This window comes from Xanthomonas sp. MLO165 (assembly GCF_018831305.1).
Taxonomy (GTDB): domain Bacteria; phylum Pseudomonadota; class Gammaproteobacteria; order Xanthomonadales; family Xanthomonadaceae; genus Xanthomonas; species Xanthomonas arboricola.
Map to the genome: position 1 here is coordinate 1,633,215 of NZ_CP029263.1, position 14,749 is coordinate 1,647,963.

Below are 14,749 nucleotides of genomic sequence, written 5' to 3' on the forward strand. Positions count from 1 at the left end.
AGCATGTCTTCGCAAGCTCCCACCGCGCCAGGCGGTCCCTCGGCACCTGCACCCGCCGCCGGCTTTCGCCCGGCGAGCGTGGCGCTGTGCACCGTGGGCCTGGCGATGGCCTCGTTCATGCAGGTGCTGGACACCACCATCGCCAACGTCTCGTTGCCGACCATCGCCGGCAATCTCGGCGCCAGCTCGCAGCAGGCCACCTGGGTCATCACCTCGTTCGCGGTCAGCACCGCGATCGCCCTGCCGCTGACCGGCTGGCTGAGCCGCCGCTTCGGCGAGACCAAGTTGTTCGTGTGGTCGACGCTGGCCTTTACCGTGGCCTCGTTGCTGTGCGGCCTGGCCCAGAGCATGGGCATGCTGGTGGTGTCGCGCGCGCTGCAGGGGTTTGTTGCCGGGCCGATGTACCCGATCACCCAGAGCCTGCTGGTGTCGATCTACCCGCGCGAAAAACGCGGGCAGGCGCTCGCCTTGCTGGCGATGATCACCGTGGTGGCGCCGATCGCCGGGCCGATCCTGGGTGGCTGGATCACCGACAACTACAGCTGGGAATGGATCTTCCTGATCAATGTGCCGTTGGGCATCATCGCCAGCAGTATTGTGGGTTCGCAGTTGCGCCATCGCCCCGAGCAGCTGGAAAAGCCGCGCATGGACTACATCGGCTTGATCCTGCTGGTGGTCGGCGTCGGTGCGCTGCAGCTGGTGTTGGACCTGGGCAACGACGAGGACTGGTTCTCTTCCGACAAGATCGTGGTGCTGGCTTGCGTCGCTGCTGTTGCGCTGGTGGTGTTCGTGATCTGGGAACTCACCGACAAGGATCCCATCGTCGATCTCAAGCTGTTCCGGCATCGCAACTTCCGCGCCGGCACACTGGCGATGGTGGTGGCCTATGCGGCGTTTTTCAGCGTGAGCCTGCTGATTCCGCAATGGCTGCAACGCGACATGGGCTACACCGCGATCTGGGCCGGCCTTGCCACCGCGCCGATCGGCATCCTGCCGGTGCTGATGACGCCATTCGTGGGCAAGTACGCGCTGCGTTTCGACCTGCGCATGCTCGCCACCGTCGCCTTTATCTTCCTGTCGTTCACCAGCTTCCTGCGCTCCAACTTCAACCTGCAGGTGGACTTCAGCCATGTGGCCACCGTGCAATTGGTGATGGGCGTGGGTGTGGCCTTGTTCTTCATGCCGGTGCTGCAGATTCTGCTCTCGGACCTGGACGGTCGCGAGATCGCGGCAGGTTCCGGCCTGGCCACCTTCCTGCGCACCCTGGGCGGCAGCTTCGCCGCATCGCTGACCACCTATCTGTGGGCACGCCGCACCCAGGTGCACCACGCGCACATCACCGAACACATCTCGGTCTACACCCCGGGCATGCAGGAGCAGGTCACCGCGATGGGGCAGGGCGACCTGCAACGCGGCGCGGCCTCGCTCAACAACATGATCAATCACCAGGCCTCGCAGATGGGCTTCAACGACATCTTCTACCTGCTCGGCTGGACGTTTCTGGCGATCATCTTCTTCCTGTGGCTGGCCAAACCGCCGTTCGGTGCGGGTGCCGGTGGTGCAGCGGCGGCGGGTGGGCATTAGGCGCGGGTGACAAGGTGCTTGGCCGCTCTAACGTCGGCTAAGACCACGACTTCATGCCGGTCTAGTGCAGAGCGCGTGATCTGCGACTTGGCTGCAGGGCCCTTGCCCGCCCACCCTCGCAGGACACGCCGCAAGTACGTTCTTGTAGGCGCTTATGCGGCATCCATGCCGCGTAAGGTCCCGCGGCGGTGGGCGGGCAAGAGCCAGTCAATATGGTCGGCGTGCGTAGCGCTTCGCAGAGCAACCAGCAAACCGTTTGGAGCGGTGAGGGCGCTGCGGCCTTGACCGACGCAGATGCGGAGATTCGTGTGTTCGCGCTCAATGTGTTGCTGTTTCCGGCGTCCCGCAATGCTGGACAGCCTTGCCGAGGCGTATGAGGCAAGCGGAGATCTCGCCCGTTCAAGCGCCATCCGGCAGGGCATCAAGGACATGCCCGCCCCGCCAGGGGAACAATGATCCGACCGAGGGCGTGAGGCCTCAGCTGTTTGTTGCTGGTTGCAGCCCGACTGCGCGGTTCGGTGGTGCGTCGCCGTTGTCGGGCTTCGGTTCGGCATGTTCGGTATCATGGCGCGGCGTGTCGTCCTGCAGGGGAGCGAGTAGTTGCAGTCGCTTGCCCTGGTAACGGAACTCGAGCGCGTCCTCTAACTGACGCAGTGCCTGCACCTGGGTGCATAGCGCGTTGGCGCTGGCCTCGATGGTGGACGCCTGGGCATCCAGCCTTGCATCCAGTTGGCCCTCCATCTGTTGGGCGCGTTTGTCGATTCCGTCCGAACGCCCGGTGACGATTTGCCAGAGCATGTGGCGCGCGATGCTGCCCTTGAATTGCTCGGTTTCGTGTTCGACGTAGTTTGCGAAGTTGCCGTCGAAGGCCTTCTGCTCCCAACGCCCCTTGCCCAGGGTGCCGTCGACATACGCGCGTGCGCGTTTGCGCAGCCGTTCGATCTTGCGGGCGTTGAGCGCACTGCCGGTCATGACCTCGATGACACCGCCGAGTGCGTCGTAACTGAGGTCGATCACCTGATAGGCAATGCCGGCAACCTGCGGCATCAGTGCGCGGGTGCGCTGTTCCATCTCCCCAAGGCGTCGTGCATCGGCCGTGCTGGTCTGCTGCAGCTTGTGGTCGATGCTCAGTTCGCCGCCGTGGAAGAAAATTTCGCGTGGCCAATCGCTGTCGCGGTAAAGCCAGATGCCGCCGCTGTCGGCGAGCACGTTGAACGGCGTGCCCAGACCGCATTGCTGCGAAGACACCTGCGCGCGATGGCGCGGGGCATCGTGTTTGTCGGTCTGCTGTGCCCGTGCATGCGGACTGACAACGGCCGGCAGCAGGGCAAGCCAGAGGAGGATGCGCATGGCGCGTGCTGCCGTCGTGGAGGCGTTGCGCATGGTCGCCACAGCGGCAACAGGTGGTCGCGTGTCGAAAGTCACTGACGCCGCGCCCTTGCGACGCTGCCGATCGGCAGACATCACCGATGCCGCACACCATCGTGAATCGTATGGCCCAGACGCAAAAAACCCCGCCAGAGCGGGGTTTTTTACGATCTACCGTGAGTCGTGGTGCCCAGGAGAGGACTCGAACCTCCACGAAGTTGCCCCCGCTAGCACCTGAAGCTAGTGCGTCTACCAATTCCGCCACCTGGGCGACTCAGGACGCGAATTGTGCAAGTTGCGCGCGACGCTGTCAACGCATCCGGCACAAATTTTTCGTGGTGGCCGGTGCCTGCCGGCGACGGGAGAAGACAGCGTGGCGGACATGCGCACTGCATGCCCGCCACCACACCGGATTACGGCAGCTGCGCCGCCTGCAAGCTGACCTCCGCACTCTGCACCGGTTCGCCTGCCGAACGTGCCAGCTGCACGCGATAGGTGCCGGCGGCAATCGTCCAGTGACGCGCCTTGGCATCGAAGTCGGCCAGCGTCTTGGGTTCGGCGATCACCTGCACGGCGCGCTTTTCGCCCGGCTTGAGCGTGAGCTTCTGCCAGCCGATCAGGCGCAGCGGGGTGGCATGGCCGTCGGGCAGGGTGACGTAGAGCTGCGGCACGGCGGCGCCTTCGCGCTGGCCGATGTTTTCCACCTCGAAGTTCGCCGTGAGCTGGCTGCCGTTGGCTTCCACGCGCAGCCCGCCCATGCGGAACTGCGTGTACGACAGGCCATGGCCGAATGGATAACGCGGGGTCAGCTTGCGCGCGGCAAACCACTTGTAGCCGACGTTGGCGCCTTCGATGGCGTAGTCGATGCTGTCTTCGCCCGGCTTGGCCGGCTTGAAGCCCAGGCCCGGGATCGAGGGACGCGGCAGCTGCGATTCGTCCACCGGCCAGGTCACCGGCAGATGGCCGGAAGGGTTCACCGCGCCGGTCAGCAGGTTGGCGATCGCCTCACCGCCGCCGATGCCGGGATACCACGCCTGCAATACCGCCGGCACGCGCTCGGCCCAGGGCATGCGCACCGGGCCGTTGGTTTCCAGCACCACGGTGGTCTTGGGGTTGGCCTTGGCCACCGCCTCGATCAAGGCATCCTGGTTGTCGGGCAATTGCATGTCCGGCAGGTCCACCGATTCGGCCGACCATTGGGTGGCGAACACGATCGCCACATCGGCAGCCTTGGCCGCGCGTGCCGCGGCAGCGCGGTCCTTGCCGTCGACATAATCGATCTGCACGTTCGGCAACGCGGCGCGCAGCGCCTGCAGCGGCGAGGACGGATGGATGATCACCGGGCCGGGCCAGGTGGTCGGATTGAGGCCGGGTACGGCGTTGCCACCGTTGATGGTGTAGTCCACACGCGAGGAACCGCCGCCGGACATCACGCCCTTGTCGGCATACCCACCGATCACCGCGATGCGGCGCACCTCCTTGGATAGCGGCAAAGTGGCCTGCTCGTTACGCAGCAGCACGCTGCCTTCCTCGGCAACATGCTGCGCGGACAGCTGCCCGGCCTTGCCATCGATCGGCTGGCGCTGGGTGGGATGATCGAACGCGCCATGCGCGAACAGGCTGCGCAGCACGCGCTTGACCATGTCGTCAAAGCGCGCGCGCGGCACCACGCCGGCCGACACCGCCATGCGCAACGGCGCGTCGAAGAACACCGCCGCGTCGAACACTTCGCCAGCCGATTGCTGATCGAGTCCGGCCAGGGCCGCCTTGGAGCCGCTATGCACGCCGCCCCAGTCGGACATCACGTAGCCGGGGTATTTCCATTCCTGCTTGAGCACCTGGTTGAGCAGGTAATCGTGCTCGCAGCCGTAGATGCCGTTGATCTTGTTGTAGGAGCACATCACCGAGGCCGGGTCGCCGATCTTCAAGGCGATCTCAAACGCCAGCAGGTCCGATTCGTGCATCGCCTGCTCGCCGATCTCGGCGCTGTGGAAATTGCGTCGCGTCTCCATGTCGTTGAGCGCGTAGTGCTTCATCGTCGACAGCACGTGCTCGCTCTGCACGCCGCGGATCGACTCGCCGACCATGGTGCCGGCCAGCAGCGGGTCTTCGCCGGCATATTCGAAATTGCGTCCGTTGCGCGGGTCGCGCTGCAGGTTGACGCTGCCAGCCAGCAGCACATTGAAGCCCTGCTGCCAGGATTCACGGCCCATGGTCTTGCCGCCGGCATAGGCCAGCTGTGGATTCCAGCTCGACGCGGTCGACGGGCCGGACGGCATCGCGGTGGCGAAGTCGCCCTTGCGGATGCCGCCGGGATTGGTCACGCCCACGCCGGCATCGGCCAGTTGCTGCGCCGGGATGCCCAGCCGTGGGACGCCGGGGACATAGCCGGCCGAGCCCAGCGCGCCCTCGGGCTTGGGAATCTTGTCGGTGCCCAGGCCGAAGTAGCTGCGCAGCATCTGGAATTTTTCGTCCTCGCTCATCTGCGCGAGCAGACGGTCGGCGCGCTGGTCCGCGGTCAGCGCGGTGTCCATCCACGGCTGCGCTGCGGCGGCGGTCTGTGCGCCGAGCGGGGCGGCAAACGCGGTGCTGACGCCAAGGGCGATGGCCAACGCAAGACGGCGTGGACTGGAGTGTGTAAACGGTTTCATATCGAGATGGGGCACGGGTGGTCCTTGTGGTGCGGTTGCAATCAGGGAGGGCACCGCGGTGCCCGGGTTCGAAAGGCGCGCGTGCGCGCCGAATCAGGTGTTTGCCGGAAGCGGGCGCCGGCTCAGAACTGCGTCTGTGCCGTGCGTAGCACCGGATACAGGCGGTAGCGCTCGTCCCAGGAGGCGTGCAGGCGCGCGAAGAATTCCAGGCGTGCCTTCGGGTCGGCCGCGAAGGCCGCATCGCTGGCCAGACGCTGTTCGAATTGCGCCTTCACTGCCGGGTCGCGCTCGAGCATGTCGCGCGCGACCTCTTCGGCGACGTAGTCCTCCATGTATTCCTTGCGCTCGAATGCGGTGTTGAACAGGCCCCATTGCAGCAGTGAATCCGGCGCCTGCGGTTCCAGCATCGCCATCACCAGGCGCGACCTGGCCTGGGCGATCGGAACGAACAAGGAGCCGGCCGGCACGGTGCGGGTTTCATCGCGCCATTGCCCGGTGATCTCCAGGTTCTGGTGGCCTTCGTTGGAACGCGCGGCAAACGTTGCCTTGTCGGCACGGAAGCTCTGCACCGGATGGGCGGCAGTGGTGGCGATGGTGTCGAAGGCGATGCCGTGCAGGCGCAGTTTCTCCGCCACCAGCGCCGCTTGCGCGGCAGGCACCAGGTAGCCGCCGCGTGGCGCATCGACCACCACGTCCGGCTTGATCTGATCGCGTAACGGCACCTTCCAGAGTTGTGGCCTGGTCTCGTCGTAGCGCGTCATCAACGCGCCGGAAATCGGCGAGGGCGTCCGCGTGTAGGCGTAACCACGGAAGGCCACGGTGCGTGCGGCCGGGCCGGCAGCGAAGCTCAACGGCTCCATCTCGCCGGCCAGCCTGGTGGCGCGCTGATCGGCCGCCAGCGCATCGGCGCGCCAGCGGGCGCCGTTGCGCGCGGCCTGCTGCAGCACGGACACGATGGCGTTGCAGGTGACGCGTACGCGCACCGGGTAGGTCTTCCACGAGTGCGTTTCCACCAGCATGCCGAAGCGGTTGCGCAACAGGAAATAGCCATGCGAAAACCGCGGCGGCGACACGTCGTCGGCAAAGCCCGAGGTCGGGTCGTCCTCGTGCACGAATGAGGGGTAATACGGCAGCGGCAGCGAGCCCTGTCTGGACAGGTCGGCAATCACCGCATCGCGCCAGCGCGTGCCGTCGCGTTGCAGCGTGGCATCGCCGGCGTGCACGGGCTCCACCTGCACCGATACGTCGTGCTCGAACTTGGCACCATCGGTGACGTGCAGGTCCACGTACATCAACGGATCCCACTGCTGCACCAGCCGCAGCATCGCCTGCATTTCCGGCGCGTCGGCCTTGAGGTAGTCGCGATTGAGATTGAGGTTCTGCGCGGTGGTGCGCCAGCCCATCTGCTCGGGGCCACGTTGATTGGGTCGGTTCCAGGCGCCGAAGCGCTCGTGGCCGTCGACGTTGAACACCGGCACGAACACCCAGACCAGTTTGTCGAGCACACCTTTGCCGGTTTTGCCGTCCAGCAATTCGCGCAAGGCCAGAAAGCCCGCGTCCTTGCCGTCGATCTCGCCGGCATGGATGCCGCCTTGCACCAGCACCACCGGCAACTTGCGCTGCGCAGCGCTGTCGGCATCCAGTGCGCCGCTGGTGGAGACGATCAGCGCCTTCATCGGCCGGCCTTCCGGGGTGGTACCGAACTCGATGCAGCGCACCGCCTGCGGGTAGCGCTGCGCAAAGGCATCGCAGAGCGCGATGACTTCATCGTAGCGTCCGGTTTGCGCAAACCCGCTGCGCTCGGCCTGGGTGGTCAGCGGTTCGGCGGCCAGTGCGGCAGGGGCGGTGGTCAGCAGCAACAGGCTCAGGGCCAGGCGGGTGAAGCGGGGCATCCAGCGGTCCAGTGTTCCAGGAAAACGTTTGCAATGTAGCCGAGCCGGCGCAGCAGGCCAATCTGCACTGCGTCATGACTTGCGTGTGATCGGCGTGGTTGCGGCGTACCGACAGGTTTTTTTGGCACGCCTGGGCCGGAGGACGTGTCAGGCGCACCGCAACGGTGGCAACGAGCGCGCCGACTTCGATGCATGCAGCGGTGCACCTTGGGCCTTATCCAATGGTCGCGATGGCGGCCAACCGGCGGCCGCCGGTACGATAGCGCGTGTTTTCTGCTCGACCGGACTGCCCTTGACCACTTCCACCTTGCCGGGCCCCACTGCCGGTGCGCGGCTGCCGCGCCAGATACCCTTCATCATCGGCAACGAAGCCTGCGAGCGTTTCAGCTTCTACGGGATGCGCAACATCCTGGTGCAGTTCCTGATCACCTCGCTGCTGTTGCAGGAGGTCAGCGGACCCGGCCGCGAGGCGGAGGCCAAGCACATCCTGCACAGCTTCATGATCGGGGTGTTTTTCTTCCCGTTGCTCGGCGGTTGGCTGGCCGATCGCTTCTTCGGCAAATACAACACCATCCTGTGGTTCAGCCTGGTGTATTGCGCCGGGCATGCCTGCCTGGCGCTGTTCGAAGGCAGCCGCAACGGCTTCTTCCTCGGGCTGGGCCTGATCGCGCTGGGGGCGGGCGGCATCAAGCCGCTGGTGGCCTCGTTCATGGGCGACCAGTTCGACCAGTCCAACAAGCACCTGGCCAAGGTGGTGTTCGACGGCTTCTACTGGATCATCAACTTCGGCTCGTTGTTCGCCTCGTTGTTGATCCCGCTGGCGCTGAAGAATCTGGGCCCGGCGTGGGCATTCGGCATTCCCGGCATCCTGATGTTCGTGGCCACGCTGGTGTTCTGGCTGGGCCGCAGGCGCTATGTGCGGGTGCCATTGCCGCCGAAGGACCCGCACGGCTTCGGTGCGGTGGTGCGCACCGCATTGCTGACACAGGCGCCGGGGCAGGGACGTCCGGGGCTGATGCTGGCAGTGCTGTCGGTACTGCTGGCGCTGGCCTGCTTTGCGCTGGTTGACCAGCTCGGCATCGTCATCTGCCTGTGCATGGCGCTGGTGCTGTTGCTGGCCGGCATCGGCGGCGGCACCTGGTGGCAGCTGGAGCGCGCGCGCGGCATCCATCCCGATACCGCGGTCGAAGGCGTGCGCGCGCTGCTGCGGGTGCTGGTGATCTTCGCGCTGGTGACGCCGTTCTTTTCACTGTTCGACCAGAAGGCCTCGACCTGGGTCCTGCAGGGGCGCGAGATGACGATGCCGGCCTGGTTCACCGCCTCGCAGATGCAGGCGCTCAATCCGCTGCTGGTGATGCTGCTGATCCCGTTCAACAATCTGGTGCTGTACCCGCTGCTGCGGCGTGGCGGCTGGGAGCCCACCGCGCTGCGCCGCATGACCTGCGGCATCGCGTTCAGCAGCCTGGCCTGGATCGCGGTCGGTGCCATCCAGATCAGCATGGACGGCGGCGAGCCGATGCATATTGCCTGGCAGATCCTGCCCTATGCGCTGCTGACCTTCGGCGAGGTGCTGGTGTCGGCCACCGGGATCGAGTTCGCCTACAGCCAGGCGCCGCCGTCCATGAAGGGCGTGGTGATGAGCTTCTGGTATCTGACCACCACGGTGGGCAATCTATGGGTGCTGCTGTCGAACGTGGCAGTGCGCAACGCCACGGTGACCTCCCACATCGCCGATACTGGGCTCAGCGAAGCGGCATTTTTGATGTTCTTCTTCGCGGCCTTCGCGTTCCTGGCGGCACTGGCCTTCGGCCTGTACGCGCGCGGGTATCGCATGGTCGACAATTACCGTTCTGCCTGAGGTCCGCATGATTACCCTGATCCTGATCGCCATCACCGGCATCGTCTCGTGGATGGCGTTCAACAACCGCAAGCTGGCCGACCGCCTGATCCTGTGGCCGCCGGCGCTGGACAAGCACAAGCAGTACGACCGCCTGGTCACCTACGGTTTCATCCATGCCGACCTGGGCCACCTGGTCTTCAACATGATCACGCTGTTCTTCTTCGGCCGGGTGATCGAAAACGTGATGACCCAGCTGACCGGCAGCGTGCTGACCTATCCGCTGTTCTATCTGGCGGCGCTGGTGGTCTCGATCCTGCCCAGCTATCTGAAGAACCAGAAGAACCCGAACTATCTCAGCCTGGGCGCCTCCGGCGCGGTGTCGGCGGTGTTGTTCGCCTTCATCCTGCTGCAGCCGTGGACCATCATCCTGGTGCTGTTCATTCCGGCGCCGGCGATCATCTACGCGGTGTTCTATGTCGGCTACAGCCTGTGGATGGACCGCCGCGGCGGCGATCGCATCAACCACAGCGCGCACCTGGCCGGTGCCGCGTTCGGCGTGATGTTCATGCTGATCATGGAGCCGCGCGTGCTGCAGGTATTCATGGAGCAGCTGTCCCATCCGCGTTTCGGCTGACCGGTTGGCAAACCGACCGCCGGCAACCGGTGGCACGCGCGGTTAGGTCAAAGGTGTCGGGATGGGCAGGTCGCGTCGGGCGACCGGACCAGGACCATCGCGGCGAGTGCGCGAGCGGTCCTGGCGAGTGGTGCGATGCCGGCTCAGGCCGCGTCGCGGTTCTGGTCGCCAGCGACGCTGCCGGTGGGCACCGACCCGTAGGCCTGCTGCAGGCGCTGGTACACCGTGTCGTTGAGCTGCGCGAAGTCGGGGTTGTGGGTGTCGCCCTTGATGGCGAACTGGAACAGGCCTTCCAGCAGCGAGCTATCGCTGTCTGCGCCGTGTCCTGCCGAATCGTTGTGCATGCGGTGACTCCTCGTAGATAAGGCGAAGGCATCGGCGATCGCGCCGGCCCAGCTTGCAACGGGCGCCTTCGGCTCAGCTATCGGCGCGGCGCGAGCGAACTTAAGTGCCAGTTCGGCAGGCTGCGCGGGCGGTCACAGCATCGATTCATTTTCACGCAGGCGCGGCGCCGCGCTGGTCACACTGCTCGCCATCGTCACTGCCTCGTGCAGACCACCATGGAGGCAGCGACAGTGCAGGCAGACCACGATTCCACGCAGCAGCGCTTCAGCGTAGACACCGATGGACAGCATGCCGAACTGGCATACCGTCTGGAAGGTGAGCGCATGACCATCACCCATACGCATGTGCCCGACGCGATCGGTGGACGCGGCATTGCCGCAGTGCTGGTGGAGGCTGCCTTGGCGCATGCGCGCCAGCAGGGCTACAAGGTCGTACCTGCCTGCAGTTATGCCGAGGCGTATATCCGGCGGCACCAACAGTTTCAGGATCTGCTGGCCTGATCGCCGGCAGCGTGTCTTTGCAGATGTATCGATGGGGAGCAGGTGGGAATGGGGCGGTTGTCAGGAGTGAACGCAGTCCGGGGCTTGCTGGTGCTGGCCGTGTTGGCAGGATGTACGCAGCGCGAGCCGACGACGGCCGAATCGGCACAGCCGGCCGCTGACGCCGCCGCCGCCGCGGCACCGCCGGCCGAGCCCGTGCTGGTGCAAAGCGGCCCGCTGGAGGATGTGATCGAGCACGCGCCCGCCTATATGGTGGGTATCAGTTATCCGCGCGGGCTGGACGCGTTTCCCGAGCTGACCGCACTGATCCGCAGCTATGCGCAGGCAGCACGTACCGAGCTCATGGAAGCGGTCTCCGGGCTCGGCAACGACAAGCCGGCCGCACCCTACGAGTTGTCGCTGGCGTTCGAGACCGTGTTGCAGACACCGGACCTGATCGTCGTGTCCGCCGACGGCAGCCGCTATACCGGTGGTGCGCATGGCGAGCCGTTGGTGGCGCGCTTCGTCTGGCTGGTCAAGGAGCGCAAGCAATTGACCGCGCAGGCCTTGATTCCGGATCCGGCAGGCTGGGAAAGGATCGGGCGCGAGGTGGCCGTGCAATTGCACAACGCCGCCAGCCAGCGCGTGGAGGCCGATCGCGTGCCGGTCGAAGAACAGGCCGAGCAGCTGGCCTCTGCCGATCGCATGATTGCCGAAGGCACTGCCGCGCAGGTCGACAACTTTGCCCAGTTCGTACCGGTGCTCAATCCGGCAGGGCAGATCACCGCGCTTCGGTTCGTGTTTCCGCCGTATCAGGTCGGGCCGTATTCGGATGGGACGCAAACGGCCGAGGTCGCTGCCTCGACAGTGTTGGCCTCGGTCGCGCCGGAATATGTACATCTCTTCGCACGCTGAGGTGTCACCCCACAGATGATGTGATTGAATGGCTTGGCCATTCAGTAATGTAAGCAAACGGGTGATATGAGTAGTTTCGATCCAACCGCAAGTCGCGTGGACCACACCTGTGTGCGCTATCCGGCGTTTCCGCGTGAACCGGCCGTTCTGGTGCGGCTGATCAAGCACCTCTACAAGCGACTGCATACGCAGGGGTGCGCGCGGTTGAAGCCATACGGCATCAGCCCGCCGGAATACGAGATTCTGATGATGCTCTACGGCACCCCGGAGCAGGCGATCACGCCCACCGAAGTGGCCGAAGCCGCCAGCGAAAAGCCGGCTAACATCACCCGGCTCACCGATCAGTTGTGCGAGAAGGGCCTGATCGCGCGTGGCAGCAGCCCGGACGATCGGCGCAAGATCATGCTGACCTTGCAGCCGGCAGGCCTGGCGTTGATCAACAGCCTGCTTCCCGACGCCTGCACGCTGCTCAATGCAGAGACCTCCAGCATCAGCGATGCCGAGCAGGTGCGGCTGGAAAAGCTGTTGAGGAAATTGCTCGAGGGCGTGGATTCGGTCGAGCTCTGAGCGCGGCGGCTGCGGCTCGCGCAGCCCGCTTCATCGCGACCATCAAAAACGCCGCCCGGATCGCTCCGGGTGGCGTCTTGGTTTCAACGCAGTGCGATTACGGCTTGGACTGCGGCACTTCCGGCGTGGCGCCATCGCCACCTTGCGCACTCAGGCCGCGCTTCTCGAGCAGGGGCTCGATCTGCGGCGCATGGCCGGCAAAGTTCTGGAACAGTTCCATCGCATCGACGCTGCCGCCGCGCGAGAGCAGGGTCTGACGGAAGCGATCGCCGTTGGCGCGGCTCAGCCCGCCGTGCTGCTTGAACCACTGCTGGGTGTTGGCGTCGAGCACTTCCGACCAGATGTAGGCGTAATAACCGGCCGCGTAACCGCCCATGATGTGACTGAAATACGGGGTCTTGTAGCGCGGCGGCACCGGCGCGTAGGCGATGCCGTCCTGCTGCAGGGCCTTGGCTTCGAATGCCATCACGCCGGCGGCATCGGGCACCTGGCTGGCGCTGATCTGGTGCCAGTTCTGATCGAGCATGGCCGCACCCAGATACTCGGTGGTGGCAAAGCCCTGGTTGAACTTGGAGGCGGCAATCACCTTGTCCAGCAGCGCCTGCGGCATCGGCGTGCCGTTCTGGTAATGCTTGGCGTAGTTCTTCAGGATCGACGGCTCGTCGGCCCACATCTCGTTGACCTGCGAGGGGAACTCGACGAAGTCGCGCGGCACGCTGGTGCCGGAGAAATACGGGTATTTAACGTCCGAGAACATGCCGTGCAGCGCATGGCCGAACTCATGGAACATGGTGGTCACCTCGTCCCAGGTCAGCAGCGTCGGCTGGCCGGCCGGTGGCTTGGGGATGTTGAGGTGATTGGCGACCACCGGCTTGAAACCGGTCAGCGCCGACTGCGACACGTAGGAGTTCATCCAGGCACCGCCGCGCTTGGATTCGCGTGCATACATGTCGGCGATGAAGATCGCCAGCTGCTTGCCGTCGGCGTCGAACACGTCATAGACCGTGATGTCGTCGCGGTAGGTCGGCAGGTCGGTGCGCTGCTTGAAGGTCAGGCCGTATTCCTGATTGGCCGCATAGAACACGCCGTTTTCCAGCACGTTCTTCAGCTCGAAGTACGGCTTGAGCTGGGATTCGTCGAAGTTGTACTTGGCCTGGCGCACCTTCTCGCTGTAGTAGGCCCAGTCCCAGGCTTCGAGCTTGAACGTCGGCTTGCGCGCGGCCTTCTGCTCCTTGTCGATCATCGCCTGCAGATCGGCGGCCTCGCGCTTGGCATTGGCCACCGCCGCCGGCGCCAGCTTGCCCAGCATCGCGTTGACCGCCTCTGGTGTCTTGGCGGTCTGGTTTTCCAGCGAATAGGCAGCGTAGGTCGGGAAGCCGAGCAGCTTGGCCTTGTCGGCACGCAGCTTCATGATGCGCGCCACCAGTGCGGTGTTGTCGTACTGGCCACCGTGGCTGCCACGCGACACCGAGGCATCGTAGATCTTCTTGCGTAGTTCGCGATTCTTCAGCTGCGTCAGCGGCGGCTGGCCGGTGGTGTTGAGCAGCGCGATCACGTACTTGCCGTCGAGCTTGCGCGCCTTGGCGGCTTCGGCGGCAGCGGCAATCTGCTCCTCGGACAGGCCATCGAGCTGCTTGACGTCATCGACGACAACGGCGGCGGCATTCACTTCCGCCAGCACGTTCTGGCTGAAGGTGGTGCCCAGGTTGGCCAGCTCGGCATTCATCGCCTTGAGCGTGGTCTTGTCGGCATCGGAGAGCTTGGCGCCGTCGCGTACGAAATCGCTGTAGTACTTCTCGACCAGGCGCACGCCCTGGGCGTCCAGGCCCAGCTTGCTGCGTTGGTCGTACAGGGTCTGGATACGCGCGAACAGCTTGCCATTGAGCGAGATTGCATCACGGTGCGCGGCGAACTTCGCCGAATAGTCGGCCTGCAGTTTCTTGCGCGCGTCGTTGGTGTCGGCACCGACCAGGTTGAAGAACACCGTGGTGGCGCGATCCAGCGTGGCGCCGCTTTTTTCCAGCGCGATGAGGGTGTTGTCGAAGCTCGGCTTGGCCTTCTGGTTGGCGATCTTTTCCACTTCCTTCAACTGCTCGGTCATGCCGGCGTCGAAAGCGGGTGCGAAATCGCTGTCCTTGATCTTGTCGAACTGCGGGTAGTGCAGCGGCAGCGTGCTGTCGGCAAAGAAGGGGTTGGCTTGGGTGGCGGCCTGCGTGGTGGCGGGTGCGGCGATGCTGTAGGACGGCATGGCAAGTCCCAGGGAGGCGGCCAGGGCAAAGGCGAGACGGGTGGTCAAGAGGATGGCTCCAAAGTGCGAACCGCCGAGGCTACCCCAGCCGGGCCGGACAGGCGTGTGACAAAAGGCATGGCTGCACGGTCATTACGATGCCATCAGGCGGGCACGAGCGTTGCTGGTCTTGTGTGCACACGACCGATGACACCATGCGCATGCCGCCGCCGGGCGGGCGCTGCCT

Annotated in this window: 11 protein-coding genes and 1 tRNA gene; 6 read left to right on the top strand and 6 right to left on the bottom strand. The window is 64.9% G+C overall.

The window, feature by feature from the left end:
• The first annotated feature begins 3 nt into the window (after positions 1-3).
• Positions 4-1,584 carry a DHA2 family efflux MFS transporter permease subunit gene (locus DGN21_RS07055; protein WP_024938907.1) on the top strand — a complete coding sequence of 527 codons (1,581 nt, stop codon included), beginning with the start codon at positions 4-6 and terminating at the stop codon, positions 1,582-1,584.
• Positions 1,585-2,061: 477 nt separating this feature from the next.
• Here DGN21_RS07055 and DGN21_RS07060 read toward each other — a convergent pair whose 3' ends face one another.
• The 4 genes from DGN21_RS07060 to DGN21_RS07075 form a co-directional block, all read right to left on the bottom strand.
• Entirely contained in the window at positions 2,062-2,793 is a 732-nt protein-coding gene (locus DGN21_RS07060; protein ID WP_252374696.1) for a DUF2884 family protein, read from the bottom strand.
• A gap of 343 nt (positions 2,794-3,136) precedes the next feature.
• Positions 3,137-3,223: transfer RNA gene (locus tag DGN21_RS07065), tRNA-Leu, on the bottom strand.
• Between the two features lie 142 nt (positions 3,224-3,365).
• Positions 3,366-5,603 carry a glycoside hydrolase family 3 C-terminal domain-containing protein gene (locus DGN21_RS07070; protein ID WP_126965544.1) on the bottom strand — a complete coding sequence of 746 codons (2,238 nt, stop codon included), beginning with the start codon at positions 5,601-5,603 and terminating at the stop codon, positions 3,366-3,368.
• A 122-nt stretch (positions 5,604-5,725) separates the two neighbouring features.
• The gene (locus DGN21_RS07075; protein WP_160954881.1) at positions 5,726-7,495 is read right to left on the bottom strand and encodes a M14 family metallopeptidase; all 1,770 of its coding nucleotides are present in this window, start codon (positions 7,493-7,495) and stop codon (positions 5,726-5,728) included.
• A 292-nt stretch (positions 7,496-7,787) separates the two neighbouring features.
• Here DGN21_RS07075 and DGN21_RS07080 point away from each other — a divergent pair, with 292 nt between their 5' ends.
• Together DGN21_RS07080 and DGN21_RS07085 are read left to right on the top strand one after the other, a co-directional pair.
• A complete protein-coding gene (locus tag DGN21_RS07080; RefSeq protein ID WP_126965546.1) occupies positions 7,788-9,353 on the top strand; it encodes an oligopeptide:H+ symporter in 1,566 nt (521 codons plus the stop codon).
• Positions 9,354-9,360: 7 nt separating this feature from the next.
• A complete protein-coding gene (locus tag DGN21_RS07085; RefSeq protein WP_102256128.1) occupies positions 9,361-9,969 on the top strand; it encodes a rhomboid family intramembrane serine protease in 609 nt (202 codons plus the stop codon).
• Positions 9,970-10,112: 143 nt separating this feature from the next.
• Here the strand turns inward: DGN21_RS07085 and DGN21_RS07090 are convergent, their stop codons facing one another.
• Complete coding sequence (locus DGN21_RS07090) at positions 10,113-10,313, bottom strand: hypothetical protein (protein WP_046342190.1); 201 nt, start codon at positions 10,311-10,313, stop codon at positions 10,113-10,115.
• 216 nt (positions 10,314-10,529) lie between these two features.
• Between DGN21_RS07090 and DGN21_RS07095 the strand changes: the two genes are divergently transcribed.
• From DGN21_RS07095 to DGN21_RS07105, 3 genes are all read left to right on the top strand, one after another.
• Positions 10,530-10,814, top strand: coding sequence for a GNAT family N-acetyltransferase (locus tag DGN21_RS07095; protein ID WP_102252307.1), 285 nt, complete (start codon positions 10,530-10,532; stop codon positions 10,812-10,814).
• Between the two features lie 48 nt (positions 10,815-10,862).
• Positions 10,863-11,708 (top strand): DUF3298 and DUF4163 domain-containing protein, encoded by an 846-nt coding sequence (locus tag DGN21_RS07100; RefSeq protein WP_160954880.1) that lies wholly within the window; start codon positions 10,863-10,865, stop codon positions 11,706-11,708.
• Between the two features lie 66 nt (positions 11,709-11,774).
• Positions 11,775-12,275: a MarR family transcriptional regulator gene (locus DGN21_RS07105; RefSeq protein WP_046342192.1), complete on the top strand. Its 501-nt coding sequence runs from the start codon at positions 11,775-11,777 to the stop codon at positions 12,273-12,275.
• A 97-nt stretch (positions 12,276-12,372) separates the two neighbouring features.
• On the opposite strand, the gene DGN21_RS07110 is transcribed toward DGN21_RS07105, so the two are convergent.
• Positions 12,373-14,571 carry a M3 family metallopeptidase gene (locus tag DGN21_RS07110; protein WP_181097724.1) on the bottom strand — a complete coding sequence of 733 codons (2,199 nt, stop codon included), beginning with the start codon at positions 14,569-14,571 and terminating at the stop codon, positions 12,373-12,375.
• Between the last annotated feature and the right edge of the window lie 178 nt (positions 14,572-14,749).

What these genes read in the sequence shown, in the direction of transcription:
- DGN21_RS07055 (WP_024938907.1), top strand. Translation starts at nt 4, where the DNA reads ATGTCTTCGCAAGCTCCCACCGCGCCAGGCGGTCCCTCGGCACCTGCA.
- DGN21_RS07070 (WP_126965544.1), bottom strand. Translation starts at nt 5,603, where the DNA reads ATGAAACCGTTTACACACTCCAGTCCACGCCGTCTTGCGTTGGCCATC.
- DGN21_RS07075 (WP_160954881.1), bottom strand. Translation starts at nt 7,495, where the DNA reads ATGCCCCGCTTCACCCGCCTGGCCCTGAGCCTGTTGCTGCTGACCACC.
- DGN21_RS07085 (WP_102256128.1), top strand. Translation starts at nt 9,361, where the DNA reads ATGATTACCCTGATCCTGATCGCCATCACCGGCATCGTCTCGTGGATG.
- DGN21_RS07090 (WP_046342190.1), bottom strand. Translation starts at nt 10,313, where the DNA reads ATGCACAACGATTCGGCAGGACACGGCGCAGACAGCGATAGCTCGCTG.
- DGN21_RS07095 (WP_102252307.1), top strand. Translation starts at nt 10,530, where the DNA reads ATGGAGGCAGCGACAGTGCAGGCAGACCACGATTCCACGCAGCAGCGC.
- DGN21_RS07100 (WP_160954880.1), top strand. Translation starts at nt 10,863, where the DNA reads ATGGGGCGGTTGTCAGGAGTGAACGCAGTCCGGGGCTTGCTGGTGCTG.
- DGN21_RS07105 (WP_046342192.1), top strand. Translation starts at nt 11,775, where the DNA reads ATGAGTAGTTTCGATCCAACCGCAAGTCGCGTGGACCACACCTGTGTG.